Genomic DNA, 17,348 nt, shown 5'->3' with positions numbered 1-17,348 from the left:
GTTTGGGGTTACTGAGACATCGCGTCCTTTTTCATCGCATCCTTGGACATGGCGTCTTTTTTCATGCCGTCCTTACCCATGGAATCCTTGGACATGCTGTCTTTCTTCATCGCGTCCTTGGCCATGGCATCTTTTTTCATCGAGTCTTTGTGCATGGTGTCCTTGGTCATGGCGTCTTTGCTCATGCTGTCGTTACTCATGGCATCGGCAGCAAAGACACTGGCGGCGCCCATTGCCAGGCACATCGACAGAACGGCGGTGGCTATCTTTTTCATGATGAAACTCCTTGAAGCTCAGTTTGCGGGTGTTTGAAAGAACCAGGCCCCGTCAGCTGCCACCGAACCAGTTGTAGCCCTGGTCTTCCCAGTAGCCACCGCTGTAGGTGTTGCTGACGAAAATCGCCTGGATGTGTTTGGGGTTCTTGTAGCCGAGCTTGGTGGGCATGCGCAGCTTCATCGGGAAGCCATATTCGCGAGGCAGCACCGCGCCGTCCCAGGTCAGTGCCAGCAGGGTTTGCGCATGCAGCGCGGTGGCCATGTCGATGCTGGTGTAGTAATCGTCGGCGCACTTGAAGCCGACGTATTTGGCATCGGTGTCGGCGCCGATCCGCTTAAGGAAGTCACTGAAGCGCACGCCGCCCCAGCGTCCGATCGCGCTCCAGCCTTCGACGCAAATGTGCCGGGTGATCTGTTCGGTCTGTGCCATGGCCCGCAACTCGTCGAGGCGCCAGCTGCGCTTGTCCGCGACCAGGCCTGTGACTTCCAGGCGATACCCCTCCTCCTCCACCGTCGGCGCGTCCTCGATGCCGTAGAACGCATTGAAGGGAAACGGCCGGGTGATCATCGACGCCGGATAGGTCGGCGCCATGGCCTTGGGGTTGAACAGCCAGCCCTGCACCCGATCGTTGAAGCGCGACATGGATGACAACGCGGTCTCGACGCTGTCGCTGTCGGTCAGGTTGCAACCGGACAACATGGCTACGCCACCCAGGGTCAAGCCACGCAGCAGGAACGAGCGACGGGAGCGGTCCTCGATCTGCGGCGCAAGGATTTTCCGGGCGTCGGTCAGGATGGACGACTCGTCCAGTCCTGAGTCTCGAATGGGCTTTTTCATACGTGTTCCTTACGACCGACGATCATGGCCAGCAGTGTTTTGGGAACCAGCGCGACCATCACCAGATGCACCGCCACGAACGCCACCAACAGCGCCATCGCGATGAAGTGCACATGCCGCGCGGCTTCATAACCGCCCATCAGTTCACGCAACAACGGGAACTGCACCGACTTCCACAACACCAGGCCCGAGATCACCAGCAATGTGATGTCGACCATCACGAACAGGTACGCCACTCGTTGCACCTGGTTGTAATGGCTCAGGTCGGCGTGACCGAGCTTTCCCCGCAATGCGGACCACAGGTCATGCAGCACGCCTTTGGGCGAGACCGGAAAAAACCGTCGTTTCAGACGCCCACTGAGCAGGTTGATGAGCAGATAGACGAGGCCGTTGATCGCCAGCAACCACATCGCCGCGAAATGCCATTGCAAGGCACCGCCGAGCCAGCCGCCGAGGGTGATCGATTTCGGGAAGCTGAAATCGTAAAGCGGCGAGGCGTTGTAGATGCGCCAACCGCTGGTGACCATCACCAGCACCGCCAGGGCGTTGAGCCAATGGGTGAGCCTCAGCCAGCGAGGGTGGCTGGCCTTGGGTGAAGCAGTTGACTGCGACATGTCCGGCTCCCGGTTGTTGTTCGTTAGGGGCAAGTATGGACAGCCGGAGATCGCCAAATCCTCACGTAAAGTTAAATTAATCGTGATAACTCGCAGCCCGAGAAAAAACTGTGGAAGACCCTGTGGGAGCCGGCTCGCTCCCACAGGGTGTAGTCCACCAATGGCGCGAGTATGGTTAAATGCCGCCCCCTGAAATTGCCGACCCAGACCGATGACCCCTGACGCCCTCGCCACGCTCCACGCGCATTTGCTGACCGCCCTGGCAGCCGCCCCTTCCGAAACCCGCCGCCTGTTCCATGGCCGTGGTCGCTGCTGGCCAGGGCTGGAGCAAGTGACGGTCGACTGGTTGCAGGGCGTGATATTGGTGGCGCTGTTCAAGGAGCCGGAGCCTTCGCAACTGGACGATTTGAAGCAGTTGCTGATGGCGATCACCCAGTCAGCGCAGTGGGCACAATCGGGCGCGCATACCCTGTTGCTGCAACATCGCTACCTGCTGCAAAGCACCACCGAATGGCTGCTCGGGGAAGAAATCGACGAATTGACCATTACCGAGGGCGGGCTGAAATACCGGGTGGACCTGGGCCGCAAGCAGAACACCGGTCTGTTTCTCGACATGCGCTACGGCCGCGACTGGGTGCGGGCCAATGCCGAGGGCAAACGGGTGCTGAACCTGTTCGCCTACACCTGCGGCTTTTCGGTGGCGGCCATCGAAGGTGGCGCGACCCACGTGGTCAATCTGGACATGTCCAGCCCGGCCCTGAGCCGTGGCCGCGACAACCACCGGCTCAACGGACATGACCTGGGCAAGGTCACATTTCTCGGTCACGACCTGTTCAAGTCCTGGGGCAAGGTGATCGGCAAGGGCCCGTACGATCTGGTGATCATCGACCCGCCCTCGTTTCAGAAAGGCAGTTTCCTGCTGACCAAGGATTACCAGCGCGTGCTGCGCCGCCTCCCGGAACTGCTCAGCCCGCAAGGCACGGTACTGGCGTGCATGAACGACCCGGCATTCGGTGCGGATTTCCTCATCGAAGGTGTGACCCGTGAAGCGCCGAGCCTGCGCTTCGAGCAACGGCTGGACAATCCGCCGGAGTTTCCGGATGCGGATATCGAGTGCGGGTTGAAGGCTCTGGTGTTTCGGCAGTAAGACCGAATCACCAGGACAATCCTGCCTGACGCGGCTGCAACACCAACGCAAACAACTCGCCATGCCCGTTCACATTGAGCTTGTGATAGAGGTTGCGTCGATGGACCTTCACCGTCTCCGGAGAGATACCCATTTGCTGGGCGATGGCCTTGCTGGAGAAGCCCTGGAGAATCAGCCGTGCGGTTTCGATTTCGCGGGCTGACAGGCGCGCGTCGAAACGGTCGAGCAGGGTTGCCAGGTCGCGGGCAGCAGGTTCGGCAATCGGACCTTCCGGCGGCAGCAGTTGCAGGTGTCGGCGCATGGCGGCCAGCACCCAGTCGCGCACGCACAGCAGGCGGCCCTGCTCTTCAAGGCTGAAGCGGGTCGAGCGTCCCAGGGACAGGCCGAGTACGGCGCCATCGAGGTTGACCATAAACTGCAACTCGTCACCGCCGACCACCGAGCGGAAGTAACTGAGGTAGTACTCGCTTTGCTGGAACTGGTCGGGCGCCACCGAGTCAAGGCTGTGCAAGCCGTCGGCGATGCCGGCGCACACGGCCAGGTAGAACGGGTCGAGCAGGTACATGCCGGCGCTGTAATCGGCCAGTTCCTCGTGCTCGTCGCCGCTGCCTTTTGCGTCGAAATCGATCAGCAGGCGCGGCACTCGACCGGGCCGCATCACCGCGACCAGCGCATTGTCCAGCGGCACCAGCAGGCGCAGGGTGTCGACCAGCGCCCGCCAGAATCCACCCTCGCCCAACGCGCCGAACACCCGCGCCAAGCCCTGGTGTAGCGGCAACTCTTTCAACAACGCGTCCACACACTACCCCTTTCGAGTAACCCATGATGGGAATGGGTAACGGCCACCCCGGTCGATACGCTGCAAGCTCCTGAATATCACCGGCCGCAGCAGGCCAGGAGTGCCGCATCATGAGTGGTCACCGCTCGTATTTCAATCTGGGCTTGGGCGCCTGCCTGGCGGCCTCGCTGTCGGCGGTTGCTGCCGAAGCTCCGACCGTCCACGTGTACAACTGGTACGACTACATCGGTCCCAATACCCTGCAAGACTTCAAGCGTGACACCGGGATCCAGCCGGTCTACGACACCTTCGACAGCGCCGAAGTGCTGGAAGGCAAACTGCTGACCAGCCGCAGCGGCTACGACGTGGTGGTGGCCAGCAACTTCAGCCTGCCGACGCTGATCAAGGCCGGTGCGCTGGCGCCATTACCCCGGGCCCAAATGCCCGACTTCAAGAACATGGACACCGACCTGCTGGCGAAACTGGCCAACAACGATCCGGGTAACCAGTACGCCGTGCCGTACCTATGGGGCACCAACGGCATCGGCTACAACATCGACAAGGTGCGCGCCGTACTCGGCGACAAGGCGCCGGTGGATTCCTGGGACCTGGTGTTCAAGGAAGAGAACCTGGCCAAACTCGGCGAATGCGGCGTGGCGATGCTCGACTCCCCTGCGGAAATGCTGCCGGTCGCCCTGCACTACCTCGGCCTGCCGCCCAACAGCACCCACCCCGAGGATTACAAGAAGGCCGAAGCGTTGCTGCTCAAGCTGCGTCCGCATATTGCCTACTTCAACTCGTCGAAGTTCATCAGCGACCTGTCCAACGGCAACATCTGTGTGGCGGTAGGTTGGTCCGGGGCGATGCTGGAGGCCAAGGCCACCGCCGAACAGGCGGGCAACGGCGTGAAGATCGCCTACAGCCTGCCCAAGGAAGGCGCGCCGGTGTGGTTCGACACGCTGGTGTTGCTCAAGGACGCACCGCATCCGCAACAGGGCCTGGCCTTCATCGATTACTTGATGCGCGCCGAAGTCATCACCCCCGTCAGTAACCACCTCAACTACCCCAACGGCAACCGCAATGCGACTGCGTTGGTGGCCGAAGCGACCCGGACCAATCCTGCCGTTTATCCATCGGCCGAGGCGCTGGCCACGTTGTTCACCTTGCAACCTTTACCGCCGGCGACCGAGCGCGTGCGCACGAGGATCTGGAGCAAGGTCAAGAACGGACAGTAATCCAGACACTGCAATCCACCTGTGGGAGCGAGCCTGCTCGCTCCCACAGTTTTTGCGCCCAACCAGACAACTTTTTCCTGCCACGAATTGAAGATGAGAATCCCCATGAAACCACGTGCCCGCGACCTGAACATTCAGTTTGGCCAACTGCAACCCGGCCCGCTCAACGCCATCACCGATGTACCCGGCGTGCGGGTCGGCCACAGCAATGTGCGAGGTCGCACCGCCCAGGGTCGTGACATCCTGACGGGTGTCACCGTGATCGAACCCCGTGCCGGTTCCACTAGCCAGCAGCCGTGTTTTGCCGGTGTCCATGTACTCAACGGCAACGGCGACGCCACGGGACTGGAGTGGATTCGCGAGGCCGGCCTTCTGACCAGCCCGATCGCTTTCACCAACACCCACAGCCTCGGTGTGGTACGTGATGCGCTGATCGTTGTGGACCGCGAGCAGCAACCGGATGACGGACGGCTCTACTGGAACATGCCGGTGGTGCTGGAGACCTTCGATGGTTTGCTCAACGACATCAACGGCTTTCACGTAAAGCCCGAACACGTGGCTGAAGCAGTGCGCACGGCGGTAAGCGGCCCGGTGGTCGAAGGCAATGTGGGGGGTGGCAGCGGCATGATCTGCCACGAATTCAAGGGTGGCATCGGCACCGCGTCGCGGCGTTTGAACAGTGCCCAGGGCGGCTGGACCGTCGGCGCCATCGTCCAGGCCAACCATGGCATCCGCAATGAACTGCGCGTCGACGGTTACCCGGTCGGGCGCTACATGGAACAGGTCGACTCGCCGTTTCTCAAAGCGTCGCTGCCGCATCCGGGCATGGGTTCGATCGTGGTCTGCCTGGCCACCGATGCACCGTTGCTGCCGCATCAATGCACGCGCCTGGCGCAACGGGCCAGCCTTGGTCTGGCCCGCACCGGCGGCGGTAATGAAGACCACAGCGGCGACATTTTCATCGCCTTCGCCACCGGCAATGCGCACGTGCCACCCGCGGCCTACGAGAGCAAACGCGCGCCGACCACCGGCAACCTGAGCATGGTCAATAACGATCACATCAGTGAATTGTTCCTGGCGGCCACCGAAGCCGTGGAAGAGGCCATCATCAATGCTCTGCTGGCCGCCGAGACGACCGAAGGTAACGGGCATGGGGTACCTGGGTTGGACGCCGAGACATTGCTCAAGGCCTTGAATCAGGCGGGTTGGCCGGGTCAACACCCTCGCAGAAGCTGACCGTTTTGGGGGGATTCGACTAGCGGTACTTGAGGGCGAACCCCCATCTTTCTACGATGATTATGCGCAGCCGCTTGCTTGCTCAAGCCGTTGCGTAGGTGGTGAGTGCATTGAACCCCTATCAAGCTCACCGCCTGCTTCATGCGCATCTTGAGCCTCAATGGCTCCACTTCCTCCCCATCAAAGAGCTTTGAGGCTCTTTTTTAACCTCTGAAAACCAACACGTCCCACAGGGTCGTCAGTGATTTTCGGAAGCAGCAACCGACCGCCATGCCGCCTCGGCCAGCATCTCCCGGTAGGCCTTCGGGCTACCCTTGACCCGGCCCGACAACCAGGCGCGGCAGTAGCTGTCGGCCTGGCCGATGATCAGCGACGGCATCAACTCGGCCGGAAAGCCCCCCAATTGATCCCGATGCGCGGGATCCGACAGCCATTCCAGCAGCATCTTGTTGCGCGCCTTGTTGCGGGTGGCAAGTTCGTCCTTGTGCGGTCCCCTGGTCACGGCGAATCGCGCGTGATACTGGAAGCGCGCCCATTCGGGCTGGCTGTCGACCCAATCCACGTAGCTGTGTACCAGGGCCTGCACACCTGCTTGCGTGGTTTCGGCGTCGGCCATGTAGCTGTCGCGCAGCCTGGCCTGGTCATCCAGCGCGGTGAAAAACAACGCAGCCACCAGGCCCTCTTTGTTGCCGAAATGATGGTAGATCGCGCCGACGCTGGTATCGCACTGCGCGCGGATCATCTCGATGGTGGTCGCCTCGATTCCCTGTTCGTTGAACAGCTTGAGGGCCTTGCGAAAAATGTCGCGCTTGAGTTCGGCGCGGCGGCCGGGGTAGCAGCGCTCGAGTAAATCTGAAGTTTCCATACTCAACACAGACCAAAAAAACGTGGGTAATGGCTGGCGGTTGCCAACGGACAAGTGGCGCTAGGTTGACAGATTTTCCGCCAACAGAATACTGTTCCGCAACAGAACAATATTCTGTTACGGAAAAATATTCCGAAAACCATCATCCAGAGAGGCTTCTACATGAGTCAGTTCCTCAGCCTGTTCAACAGCGCAGGCCCGCAAGCGTTCAGCCAGATGGCCTGCAAGGTGGCGCCGTACTTCTCCACCATCAACCCGCTGGTCACGGACTTGCGCAAAGGCTCGGCCAGCGTGCAGGTGCCGTTCGCCCGGGAGATCACCAACCACTTAGGCACCGTTCACGCGATTGCGATGTGCAACGCCGCCGAACTGGCCGCCGGGATGATGACCGACGTGTCCATCCCCGCCGGCGCACGCTGGATTCCCAAGGGCATGACAGTCGAATACCTGGCCAAGGCCAAGAGTGATGTGACGGCGGTGGCTGACGGCGAGGCGGTGGACTGGACGACGGAGGGTGACAAGATCGTGCCGGTGGACATTCACGATGTTGAAGGCAAGAAGGTATTTACGGCGCGGATTACGATGAATGTGAAGCTGTCCTGATTACAAACGCGGACAACTGTGGGAGCGGGCTTGCCCGCGATGAGGCAGTGTCAATCGACATTGAGGTGGCTGACCCACCGCTATCGCGGGCAAGTCGAATCGTCGCACCGCCGCTCCCACAGGGTTCCCTGGTGTCAGCTCAAGTTATTAAACCAACCGCAACCGCGGCCCACTGACCGGCACCGCCCCTACCCCCAACCGCTCGCGCACAAACTCATTGGCCTTGCGCGTCAACTGGTCCAGATGCCGATCCCGCTGTTTCTCCGCATCGAGCATGGCCCGCTTGCCGTGTTTTTGCAGCAGATACGTATGGATCTGCCGCACTTCCAGCGAGCTGTAGATCGATGCCACGTCCAGCAGCGCCATCAAGCCATCGCTGCCGTGGTCGCGGGTGTTCATCAGCACCTGGGTGGCGCGCGCGCCTACCACTTGAAAACCCATCGCCTCGAAAAACGGCACCTTGCTCACTGCACAGGTCAGCTCGGCATGGGGATAACGACCGACCATTTCCCGCAGCATCCGGCGCGCGATGCCCTGGCGCCGATGGCTGCCGTGCACCGCCATGTACGCCACCCCACAGGCCTCGGGATCGTCCTTGACCGGCAGGTACAGCACAAAGCCGATCACCTGTTCCGGGTCATCCAGGTCGGTGGCAACGAGCAGTTCCACATCGATCCCTTTCGCCCCGTTCAACGCCTCCAGATACAGGTGCACCTCATAACCGATCGCGTATTGGTAAACGTTGTACAGCAGGTTGCTCGGCGGTATCGCAACCATGCTGATGTCAGTCAGGTTGTCGACCACCATCTGCAGGATCTGGCTGTTGATGTGCTCGGGGCACGGTGTTTTGAAGTGGGTGATCTGGGGCATTGCAGGGGATGACTCCGAGGGGGCGATGGCTGCCTATCATATCGTGCTGCGAGGTTTGCTCGTGCGCCCTGATTAACCGCAAAGAACTGATACAAATTTATTCGATAACAACTCTCACTTGCTTTAAAGCGGTCATGTTCAGTAAACAACCACCCATGAATGGTGACAGTAACCCAATGAAATAAAGGCATTTCCCCGCAACTGAGGAATATCCCCCACTGCTCATTGAATCAACCACGAAACAATTAGAAACAACCTGCTGATTAATCAGAACGTTATCTGCCCCTGCCCGATGATGGCGCAACAGTTGCACCGGCGCTGGTACCGCAACGCAGTCGTCCCCTCTGCATCGGGGATGGCGGGTTTCGCCAATTTGGCACGTCTGCAGGGGAAACCAAATGAAAACCGTAGCACCAGCGTTCAGTTCGCTCAGCTTCATGTGCAGGTCAAGCGTGGCCTCGGTCATGCTGATTACCGCCAGCCTGGCCTCGGTCAGCGCGGCGCCGATGGACGACGAAAGCCAACCGTCACCGACCGACCCCTCGGCCTACTACAACCCGCCCGCCGACCCGGCAGCCGCGTTGGAAGCCTTGAAAACCATGCCCGAGACCAACCAGGGCGCACTGGCCTTGCCCAACGGTGCGTATGGCGACCGCAACACGCCACGGGCCGACAACGTGCTGCCACCGAGCTTGCAGACCTCATTCAACTACCCCACCAACGGCAAACCCAGCCCGTTGTTCGGCGCCGAACCGTTCACCCAGCAACTGCTGCTGTTCGAAGAATTCGGCAAAGAAAAACTCGACCCGACGATCCCGGCGCCCCCCCTGACGTTCCCCGTTCCCACCCTCGGCCCGGCACCGCAGCAGGACCCGAACAGCGTCGCCCGCAGTGGCCCTTCCAGTGCCGCGCTGGATGCCTTCATGCGCCAGCCAGGGCTGTTCCCGTTTCCGTCGCAATACTCCAATGTGCTGGACCGCAACCCCTGGAAAGCCCAGATCGAAACCTTCCTCAACCGTCACCCGGTGGGTTCGCCCGCCGAAGGGCGGCCACCGGGAAAAGGCTGGTCGCACCAGCGCTGGAACGAGTTCTACCCACAGGTGGATTTCAAGACCGTGCAAGCCGGCGCGCGGACCAACCTCGGCCTGCGCGACCGCAAGCAATTGCACAACTACGCCGTCGGTGAGTTCGCCCCCGGCGGGCTCTACTACCAGACCTCCGACATTCCGGAAACGGCGGGCACCACCAAGGGCATCGACGTGCGCTTCCATTCGAAAATGCCGGTGCAGAATCACAACTCGCTGTGGACCTTCGACGGCACCGTGCCGCCCAAACTGCTCATGGTCCGCTACGGCCAACCGCTGCTGATGCGTCACTACAACGCCCTGCCGATCGATCCAGCCGCCAACATGGGGTTCGGCCTGCACACCATCAGTACCCACGAACACAACGGCCACTCCCCCGCCGAAAGCGACGGCTACACCAACGCGTTTTTCTTTCCGGGGCAGTACTACGACTATCGCTGGCCGCTGCAACTGGCCGGTTACGACACCATCAACACCAAGGCTGAAGACCCACGCGCGGCGTTCCCCTGCGCAGCGGGCGAGAAACTGTTCGTCAACGATGCCACCCCCGGCCTCAAAACCTGCGATAACGGCACGATCAAGATCCGTGGCGACTGGCGCGAAACCATGAGTACCCACTGGTTCCACGACCACATGCTCGATTTCACCGCGCAGAACGTCTACAAGGGCAACGCGGTGATGATGAACTACTACAGCGCCCTGGATCGCGGCAACGAAGCGATCGAGGACGGTGTCAACCTGCGTTTGCCCAGCGGTTCGGCAATGCCCTGGGGCAACCGCGACTATGACGTCAACCTGGTGGTCGCCGACAAGGCCTGGGATCAAAACGGTCAACTGTGGTTCAACCCGTTCAACACCGACGGCTTTCTTGGCGACCAGATCCTGGTCAACTGGCAGTACCAGCCACGCCTGAAAGTACGGGCGCGCAGTTATCGCTTCCGCATCCTCAATGGCTCGGTGTCGCGCTATTTCAGGATTGCCCTGGTACGTGAAGTCGCCGGCAACGGCGGCGAGTTTCCGGGGCCGTCGGGTTCCGGGGTGTCCTACACCCGCGTGCCTTTCCACATGATCGGCAACGACGGCAACCTCATGGAACACGCGGTGCCGTTCGACGGCAGCATGGACCTGGACGGCGATGGCGATAAGCAGAACCACAATGCCATCCTGCCGACCCAAGGCATCGCCGAACGCTTCGACATCATCGTCAACTTCGCGAAAAACGGGATCAGGACTGGCGACAAGCTGTACTTCGTCAACCTGATGGAACACCAGACCGGCAAGGGTCCGAAAGATGACCCTCTGAGCCTGGCCGACGTGCTGTCCGAGAAGTACAAGGCGGTGATCAAGCAGGGCAGCAAAGGACCTGAGTGGGACAACGGCGACCCGGTGGTGGGCAAGTTCATGCAACTGGTGGTTCAGCCTTACAGCGGCCAGGACGTCAGCATGAACCCGGCGGATTACGAGCCAGCGAAACCGGGCAAGGCGGCGGGCAAGACCATGATTGCGCTGACCCTCGACCGTAACAGCCCCACCGACCAGGCCAAGCTCAAGGTGGCGCGGCATCGCGAGTTCATTTTCGGCCGCTCCGACGGCACCGACGAAGCCCCCTGGACCATCAAGACCGATGGAGGTTTTGGCTACCAGATGGACTCACGGCGACTCAGCGCCGCCCCGCAACTGGCCAACGGCCCGACCGATGGCGGCTACGCCGGCGACGGCACGCTGGAAGTGTGGAAAATCAAGAACGGCGGTAACGGCTGGAACCATCCGGTGCACGTGCATTTCGAAGAAGGCATCATCCTCAGCCGCGACGGCAAGGCGCCACCGGAATGGGAAAAAGGCGCGCGCAAGGACGTGTATCGCATCGGCGAAGGCATCGACAGTTCAGTGGACGTGGAAATGGCGATCCACTTCCGCGAGTTCGCCGGAACCTACATGGAACACTGCCACAACACCCAGCACGAGGACACCTCGATGCTGCTGCGCTGGGATATCGAGCATCCGGGTCAGTTCCAGTTGATGCCAACGCCCCTGCCCGGCTGGGACGGTGTCACCTACGTCGCCTCTGCCGCGCTGCCGACCTTCCGCAATGGCGATGGCGGCAATGGTGATGACGACGAAGACCAGAACAAAAAACCCGTGGCCAACCCTGACAGTGCTGCCAGCAATAATGGGCAACCGGTGACCATCAACGTTCTGGCCAACGACACCGACCCGGACGGCAACCTGCCGCTCAAAGTGGTGGGTCTGGCCCAGCCGGATTCGGGCATGGGCACGGTCAGCACCGACGGCGTACGGGTGATCTACACCCCACCCTCCACCATTACCGCACCGTTCACCGCAGCCTTCACCTACCAGGCCAGCGACGCCAAGGATGCCGTCTCGGAACCGGCAACGGTGTCTGTGGCGGTAACGCCCGCGGCGGTCAACGAAGACCTGGTGGTCACCAGCGCTTCGGTTTCGGTCCGCAGCAACAGCCGCTACACCTGGGAGCTGGCCGGCACCACCTCGCGCGGCACCGGCAACACACTGACGGTGACCGCATCAACCACCGCCGGGCCACTCAACCTGGGTAACGCGATCCTCACGCCAACCGGCACCGGCGCGCGCTGGCGGGTATCGGTCACCACCACCGGCGCCGGCCCGGCTCCGAACCCGACCGTCACCATCAGTTCGACATTCGGCAAGTCCGTGACGGTACCGATAACGGTGAAATGAGGTAACCCGACTGGCGCCCGGTTCATGCAACGTGGACCGGACGCCAATGCAGCACCAAACGTCATGGGACAATGTCACTGTGCAGCCGGCAGAGCCACCTCGGACAGTGGCTCTGGCACCACGACCTCGATCCCCGGAAGCGTACGCTTGATTCTTTCGATCATCTTGAGCGGGGTTTGCCCCGGTATCGTCTGCGCGGGCTCCTCAAGATTGTTGCCGAAGAAGTTTTCCCAGTGCCCGACCAACACCAATCGAGGCCGGGTCACTCTCAGCAGCGAATCGGGATACGACGACACCTGCTGCCAGTCGCCGGCTGAAAGAATCTCCACATCGTAAGGTTTCGAGTCGGCAATGAGCGGCGGAAAACCAAAAGGCGGATCTGCGGCACTGTCCAGGTAGTGGATGCGGTACACCGGCTTTCCATCCTCACCCAGCAGATCGATAACCCACGCCAGGGTTTTATGGCCCAGTTTCCAGTTCCGGATGTAAATCGGTACTTTCTCCAGCTCATCGTCATAGGCGCCTGGTAGCAGGTTCTGGCCAAGAATGTGACCGGCATGCATGCTTTCCAGCGGCATGGCCCGGATCAAACCTTTGGGCGGCAATCCCGTTTTTTTTGCCAGGCGCTCACCATCGGTCATCCGGTCTCCCGACGAGTAGAACCAGGTTCCCTTCACTGTCGGATCATCGTATTTGGTGATCTCTGCCCTGTCGGGCACGATGACCGGGATGCGAGGTTCTACAGCGAGGATATGCGCGACAGTCTCGGAGCCGACTACTTTCGCATTGGGCGTGTGCACTTCCATCACCCGCCGGACATCCATCAGGTGATCATAGTGGGCATGTCCGACCAGGAGCATTTTCACGTCATTGGCCGGCGGCATGTAGATATCGATCTTGCGATTGTTCGCCCGTACCCGCAACGGCGGAATGCCCTTGATCCCAAGAAAGGCAGGGTTACTGAACGAGGGCGCCAGCAACAGGCCTTCGCCTTTCCAATGCAGCAGCCAGCCACCAACGCCCAGAAATGCAATTTTCGGTTCAGGGAGGTTGTGATGCTCGGTGACGTCCAACTTGATATCGGCCGGGTTTTGCACACAACCGACAAGAACCAAAACGCAAAGCAGGGAGAGTCTTGAGTTCATGGGTTGATCCTCCTGGATGATGCTCTGAAGCGTAGATCAGATTGCCCTCTCGCCAACACTTCAGCCAACGCATGAAAAGGCCTGGCGAAGTCCCACGTTATTTCAATTAATTAGAACAAAACCCTGCCATCCAGCTAACTTATAAATAACTAGCACACCTAATAACACCTCAATATAAACAACTGTAAAGCAAGCATTACAAAAACCGTAACACCCATAAAACACACACTTAAGGCAACCGTTATAGCTTGTTAATTTATTGAAATAACGACATCTAACGCTCATTTGATCTTTGACTGCTACTGGAGCACAAACATGGACATTGAAAAACTGATCCGCTCTGTCCAGAAGGAACTTGGTGTCGAGGTCGACGGCAAAGCCGGCCCGCAAACCTGGACGGCAATTGCCAAGCGGTTGATACCCGATCAAGCACCGTCACTGGTGAGTACGGCGATGACAGGGCTCGATGCCAGAAGCAAGAAAAACATTGAAACCTTGCTGCCGGAAGTCCAACCCTATGCCGTCGCACTCATTCAGAAAGCTGCACTCAACGGCATTCAAGCCAAAGTCATCAGCGGACACCGAACTTACGCCGAACAGGATGCACTCTACGCCAAGGGTCGTCCTGACAATGGCCCAAAAGTCACCAATGCCAAAGGTGGGCAATCCAACCATAATTTCGGCATTGCGTTTGACATCGGCATTTTTGAAGGCACCGATTACTTAGGCAGTTCACCCAAATACAAAGCCCTCGGTTTACTGGGAATGGATCTGGGCCTGGACTGGGGAGGCAACTGGAAGAGCTTCAAGGATCAACCTCATTTTCAACTGCGCCCTTCCTGGGCTAATGGAATGAACGAAAAAGAGATGCTGGCCGAACTCAGAAAACGCAAATCGGAAGATCAAAAAGTCTTTGTATGATGCTAAGTTGATCTGTCTGCATCGCAACGGCCGACAATATCAGCGCTGCGGCGCAACCATCCGGAACCGGATGTTGATGCCGTCGGAGACCATCGTGTCGGCCCACTCACCGTCGCCGATCTTGAAGTCGCTGCGTTTGAGTACCAGTTCGCCGTCGAAAATGCCAATGGCGTTATCCGCCTTCAGCAATACCGGCACCGTCACTTCCCGGGTCAGCCCCCTGAGCGTGAGATTGCCAGTGATCCGGTAACGGTTGTTGCCAAGGTCTTTAAACCGGGTCGACTCGAAAGTCGCCACCGGATAACTGGCGGTGTCGAACCAGGCAGGTTTTTGCAATTCCGTATTGGCGTCTTCACTGCCGGCATCGATGCTGTCGAGGTCAATGGTCAATCTGGCGCGGGCCGCTTCGGGATGACGGGTATCGAAATCGAGTTCGCCCTCGAACTTGCCGAAGGTGCCATACACCCTCGACCCCATCTGGTTGTAGGTGAAACTGATGGTGCTTGCCGTGGCGTTCACGTCGGTGTATTCGACGGCATGGGCGCCGGGCAAAACGCCCGGCACAAGGATGACAGCCAACGCGATGAAACGTGAAAATCGAGAGTTCATGGGACTCTCCGGGGCGAGGCCCCTCATGGTTTGAGGTGTCGAGCGCACGGTGGACTAAAGCAAAGAACCGCCGTTTATTCCACCCCTGAGCGGACTGCGACTATCTGACGGTAAGCCGACCGGGCCATGGGATAGCCAGCGAGGGCGTCGATCTTTATCCGCTACTGCTCCAGCTCACGCTGCCACGCTCGCTGCAACAGATCCATGACTTCCTTATCCGTCGTCTGGGAAAAATCCATGTAGAAATAACCAATCGACATCAGCCATTCGGGGATCAGCGGGCAGATCAACTCATCCACCTCTCTGCGCAACGCCTCGGCCGTTTCAATCGGCGCCACTGGCACGGCGACCACAAGGCGTGACGGCGCATGCACCCGCACCGCATGAATCGCCGCCAGCATCGAGGCGCCGGTGGCCAGGCCGTCGTCGATCAGGATCACCACCTGATCCTTGAGCTGCAGCGGCGGACGCGACCCGCGATACACCTGCTCACGACGCTTGAGCTCTTTCGTCTCCCGGTCGACCACGGCATCGAACGCGGCCTTATCGATCGGGTGCACCCGCAGCGCCTGTTCATTGAGAATCTGAATACCGCCACTGGCAATCGCGCCCATGGCGAACTCCTGATGCGACGGCACCCCGAGCTTGCGCACCAGCATCAGGTCCAGGCGCACCTCCAGCGCTTGGGCCACTTCATAAGCCACCGGCACCCCGCCACGGGGCAAGGCCAGGACAATGACATCGGCGCGATGGGCGTATGGGAGCAGCGGCTCCACCAGGCGTCGCCCGGCGGCGGCGCGGTTCTGCAGGATGGTTTGTGATGAGGGGCCCATTTGAAAACCTCCTCAGGCGATCACGCCTGTCGGATATCAATTCCCCCACCCATGGATTCTCGGCGCGACGGTGGCCGGCAGCAAGTCCGGTCATGCCTGACTTTCAACTTCACCACCAATTCCTGTGGGAGCGGGCTTGCTCGCGAAGACGGCAGCCCAGTCAACATTCATGCAAGCTGGCCCACCGCTTTCGCGAGCAAGCCCGCTCCCACATTGATCTCAGATACTCTCGCCCCTACACCAACCGCTCAATCTTCTGATGCTGCCAAACCCTCTTGTAGTACAGCACCTGCAACGCCAGCATCCCCAGATACGCCACCGGAAAAGCCATCCACACCCCTTGCAGCCCGAACCGCGCATCCAGCAGATACGCCACCGGCAATTGCACGCCCACCACACACACAATCGAAATCGCCACCGGCACCATCACCGTACCGCTGGCACGCATGATCCCGCCGATAATCGCCTGGAAGCCAAACACCAACAGGCTCCAGAGCATGATGTGCAACAAATGCTCGGCCATGCTCCGCGTCGCCTCCTCGGTGAGGAACAAACCCAGCAACCAGTGCGACAGCAAATACCCCAACACCACCAGGCCACCGGTCAGGCACACATTGATCATCAACCCCGTGCGCAAAATCGGCCCGATGCGCTCGATACGCCCTGCCCCGATTGCCTGCGCCCCGAGGATCGACGCGGTAATGGCAATCGACAACGCCGGAAACTGCACGTAATTGACGATCTGCGTCACCGCCCCATACGCCGCCGTCGCCTGGGAACCGTGCTGGTTCACCAGCGCCAGAATCACCAGCTCCGACAGCGACAACACCACCATCTGCAACCCGGTGGGCAAGCCGATGCGCAGCACCTTGCCAAGGATCGCCATGTCCAGCTTCATCGCCGCCAAAAACTCCCGGTCCGGCGCCAACGGATGCCCCTTGCGAATCAAGCGCCACGCCAGCCAGCCCATCGCCGCCAGGTTCCCCGCCAACCCGGCAAACGCCGCACTCTGAATCCCTAGCATCGGCAACCCGAACCAGCCGCGAATAAACGCCGGCGTCAGCGCCAGGCCGACGACGGTCGACACCACCAACGCCAACAACGGTGACATCGTGTCACTCACCCCGCGCAGCAACTGCGTGAACAACACAAAAACCAACAGCGACGGCATGAACCACAACATCACATGGGCATACGAAACCGCATCGTCCAGCACATCCCCCGGCGTCCCCAACCCCACCAGCGAAGACCGCGCAAACACACTCCCCAACACCGCCGCTGCCAACCCGATCAACAACCCCAACATCAACGTCGCCCCGGCGATGGCCTTCACCAGATGCGGCTCCCGCGCACCCCAGGCCTGGCCGATCAACACACCGGCACCCGCGCCGAGGCCGATGACCAGGGCGATGAAGAAAAACACGATAGGGAACATCCCCGAAACCGCCGCCAGCGCTTGAGTGCCGAGCATCTGGCCGATGTAGATGCTGTTGACGGTGCCGGACATGGATTGCAGGAAGTTGGAGAGGACCATGGGGGCGAGGAACAGGAGGTAGGTTTTCCAGAGGTGGGGTTG

The 17,348-nt window shown here is 60.2% G+C and carries 16 protein-coding genes; 6 read left to right on the top strand and 10 right to left on the bottom strand.

The window, feature by feature from the left end:
• Positions 1–8 precede the first annotated feature (8 nt).
• Genes FFS64_RS19825 through FFS64_RS19815 form a run of 3 tightly spaced genes read right to left on the bottom strand, consistent with a single transcriptional unit; the run spans position 9 to position 1,727 of the window.
• Positions 9–275 carry a pentapeptide MXKDX repeat protein gene (locus FFS64_RS19825; protein ID WP_137806814.1) on the bottom strand — a complete coding sequence of 89 codons (267 nt, stop codon included), beginning with the start codon at positions 273–275 and terminating at the stop codon, positions 9–11.
• A gap of 52 nt (positions 276–327) precedes the next feature.
• On the bottom strand, positions 328–1,113 hold the full coding sequence (locus FFS64_RS19820; protein WP_137806813.1) for a molybdopterin-dependent oxidoreductase: 786 nt from the start codon (positions 1,111–1,113) through the stop codon (positions 328–330).
• Complete coding sequence (locus tag FFS64_RS19815; protein ID WP_137806812.1) at positions 1,110–1,727, bottom strand: cytochrome b/b6 domain-containing protein; 618 nt, start codon at positions 1,725–1,727, stop codon at positions 1,110–1,112. Before FFS64_RS19815 ends, FFS64_RS19820 begins: the two co-directional genes overlap by 4 nt.
• Before the next feature lie 211 nt (positions 1,728–1,938).
• Here FFS64_RS19815 and FFS64_RS19810 point away from each other — a divergent pair, with 211 nt between their 5' ends.
• Positions 1,939–2,874 carry a class I SAM-dependent methyltransferase gene (locus FFS64_RS19810; RefSeq protein WP_137806811.1) on the top strand — a complete coding sequence of 312 codons (936 nt, stop codon included), beginning with the start codon at positions 1,939–1,941 and terminating at the stop codon, positions 2,872–2,874.
• Positions 2,875–2,881: 7 nt separating this feature from the next.
• Here FFS64_RS19810 and FFS64_RS19805 read toward each other — a convergent pair whose 3' ends face one another.
• On the bottom strand, positions 2,882–3,673 hold the full coding sequence (locus FFS64_RS19805) for a helix-turn-helix transcriptional regulator (protein WP_137806810.1): 792 nt from the start codon (positions 3,671–3,673) through the stop codon (positions 2,882–2,884).
• A gap of 110 nt (positions 3,674–3,783) precedes the next feature.
• Here FFS64_RS19805 and FFS64_RS19800 point away from each other — a divergent pair, with 110 nt between their 5' ends.
• Both FFS64_RS19800 and FFS64_RS19795 read left to right on the top strand, forming a co-directional pair.
• Positions 3,784–4,887 (top strand): polyamine ABC transporter substrate-binding protein, encoded by a 1,104-nt coding sequence (locus FFS64_RS19800; protein ID WP_137806809.1) that lies wholly within the window; start codon positions 3,784–3,786, stop codon positions 4,885–4,887.
• Positions 4,888–4,992: 105 nt separating this feature from the next.
• Positions 4,993–6,123 (top strand): P1 family peptidase, encoded by a 1,131-nt coding sequence (locus FFS64_RS19795; RefSeq protein ID WP_137806808.1) that lies wholly within the window; start codon positions 4,993–4,995, stop codon positions 6,121–6,123.
• Positions 6,124–6,361: 238 nt separating this feature from the next.
• On the opposite strand, the gene FFS64_RS19790 is transcribed toward FFS64_RS19795, so the two are convergent.
• A complete protein-coding gene (locus tag FFS64_RS19790; RefSeq protein WP_137806807.1) occupies positions 6,362–6,988 on the bottom strand; it encodes a TetR/AcrR family transcriptional regulator in 627 nt (208 codons plus the stop codon).
• 162 nt (positions 6,989–7,150) lie between these two features.
• Here FFS64_RS19790 and FFS64_RS19785 point away from each other — a divergent pair, with 162 nt between their 5' ends.
• The gene (locus FFS64_RS19785; protein ID WP_137806806.1) at positions 7,151–7,591 is read left to right on the top strand and encodes a hotdog fold domain-containing protein; all 441 of its coding nucleotides are present in this window, start codon (positions 7,151–7,153) and stop codon (positions 7,589–7,591) included.
• 147 nt (positions 7,592–7,738) lie between these two features.
• Here FFS64_RS19785 and FFS64_RS19780 read toward each other — a convergent pair whose 3' ends face one another.
• The gene (locus FFS64_RS19780) at positions 7,739–8,461 is read right to left on the bottom strand and encodes a GNAT family N-acetyltransferase (RefSeq protein ID WP_137806805.1); all 723 of its coding nucleotides are present in this window, start codon (positions 8,459–8,461) and stop codon (positions 7,739–7,741) included.
• 398 nt (positions 8,462–8,859) lie between these two features.
• Between FFS64_RS19780 and FFS64_RS19775 the strand changes: the two genes are divergently transcribed.
• Positions 8,860–12,264, top strand: coding sequence for an Ig-like domain-containing protein (locus FFS64_RS19775; RefSeq protein WP_137806804.1), 3,405 nt, complete (start codon positions 8,860–8,862; stop codon positions 12,262–12,264).
• Positions 12,265–12,338: 74 nt separating this feature from the next.
• Here the strand turns inward: FFS64_RS19775 and FFS64_RS19770 are convergent, their stop codons facing one another.
• The gene (locus FFS64_RS19770) at positions 12,339–13,409 is read right to left on the bottom strand and encodes a hypothetical protein (protein WP_256660494.1); all 1,071 of its coding nucleotides are present in this window, start codon (positions 13,407–13,409) and stop codon (positions 12,339–12,341) included.
• A 315-nt stretch (positions 13,410–13,724) separates the two neighbouring features.
• On the opposite strand from FFS64_RS19770, the gene FFS64_RS19765 reads away from it, so the two are divergent.
• Positions 13,725–14,330, top strand: coding sequence for a M15 family metallopeptidase (locus FFS64_RS19765; protein WP_137806803.1), 606 nt, complete (start codon positions 13,725–13,727; stop codon positions 14,328–14,330).
• Positions 14,331–14,369: 39 nt separating this feature from the next.
• Here FFS64_RS19765 and FFS64_RS19760 read toward each other — a convergent pair whose 3' ends face one another.
• From FFS64_RS19760 to FFS64_RS19750, 3 genes are all read right to left on the bottom strand, one after another.
• Complete coding sequence (locus tag FFS64_RS19760; protein ID WP_137806802.1) at positions 14,370–14,939, bottom strand: YceI family protein; 570 nt, start codon at positions 14,937–14,939, stop codon at positions 14,370–14,372.
• Positions 14,940–15,100: 161 nt separating this feature from the next.
• Entirely contained in the window at positions 15,101–15,772 is a 672-nt protein-coding gene (locus tag FFS64_RS19755) for a phosphoribosyltransferase (RefSeq protein ID WP_137806801.1), read from the bottom strand.
• Between the two features lie 235 nt (positions 15,773–16,007).
• The coding region (locus tag FFS64_RS19750) for an MATE family efflux transporter (protein WP_218571092.1) at positions 16,008–17,348 on the bottom strand (1,341 nt) is incomplete at its 5' end.

Origin of the sequence: Pseudomonas sp. G(2018) (genome assembly GCF_005502415.1) — a bacterium.
GTDB lineage: Bacteria > Pseudomonadota > Gammaproteobacteria > Pseudomonadales > Pseudomonadaceae > Aquipseudomonas.
Note: the sequence above shows the minus strand (reverse complement) of the source record. Positions and strands in the feature narration are given on the sequence as shown.

What these genes read in the sequence shown, in the direction of transcription:
- FFS64_RS19825 (WP_137806814.1), bottom strand. Translation starts at nt 275, where the DNA reads ATGAAAAAGATAGCCACCGCCGTTCTGTCGATGTGCCTGGCAATGGGC.
- FFS64_RS19760 (WP_137806802.1), bottom strand. Translation starts at nt 14,939, where the DNA reads ATGAACTCTCGATTTTCACGTTTCATCGCGTTGGCTGTCATCCTTGTG.
- FFS64_RS19815 (WP_137806812.1), bottom strand. Translation starts at nt 1,727, where the DNA reads ATGTCGCAGTCAACTGCTTCACCCAAGGCCAGCCACCCTCGCTGGCTG.
- FFS64_RS19785 (WP_137806806.1), top strand. Translation starts at nt 7,151, where the DNA reads ATGAGTCAGTTCCTCAGCCTGTTCAACAGCGCAGGCCCGCAAGCGTTC.
- FFS64_RS19775 (WP_137806804.1), top strand. Translation starts at nt 8,860, where the DNA reads ATGAAAACCGTAGCACCAGCGTTCAGTTCGCTCAGCTTCATGTGCAGG.
- FFS64_RS19820 (WP_137806813.1), bottom strand. Translation starts at nt 1,113, where the DNA reads ATGAAAAAGCCCATTCGAGACTCAGGACTGGACGAGTCGTCCATCCTG.
- FFS64_RS19790 (WP_137806807.1), bottom strand. Translation starts at nt 6,988, where the DNA reads ATGGAAACTTCAGATTTACTCGAGCGCTGCTACCCCGGCCGCCGCGCC.
- FFS64_RS19765 (WP_137806803.1), top strand. Translation starts at nt 13,725, where the DNA reads ATGGACATTGAAAAACTGATCCGCTCTGTCCAGAAGGAACTTGGTGTC.
- FFS64_RS19770 (WP_256660494.1), bottom strand. Translation starts at nt 13,409, where the DNA reads ATGAACTCAAGACTCTCCCTGCTTTGCGTTTTGGTTCTTGTCGGTTGT.
- FFS64_RS19795 (WP_137806808.1), top strand. Translation starts at nt 4,993, where the DNA reads ATGAAACCACGTGCCCGCGACCTGAACATTCAGTTTGGCCAACTGCAA.
- FFS64_RS19780 (WP_137806805.1), bottom strand. Translation starts at nt 8,461, where the DNA reads ATGCCCCAGATCACCCACTTCAAAACACCGTGCCCCGAGCACATCAAC.
- FFS64_RS19755 (WP_137806801.1), bottom strand. Translation starts at nt 15,772, where the DNA reads ATGGGCCCCTCATCACAAACCATCCTGCAGAACCGCGCCGCCGCCGGG.
- FFS64_RS19800 (WP_137806809.1), top strand. Translation starts at nt 3,784, where the DNA reads ATGAGTGGTCACCGCTCGTATTTCAATCTGGGCTTGGGCGCCTGCCTG.
- FFS64_RS19810 (WP_137806811.1), top strand. Translation starts at nt 1,939, where the DNA reads ATGACCCCTGACGCCCTCGCCACGCTCCACGCGCATTTGCTGACCGCC.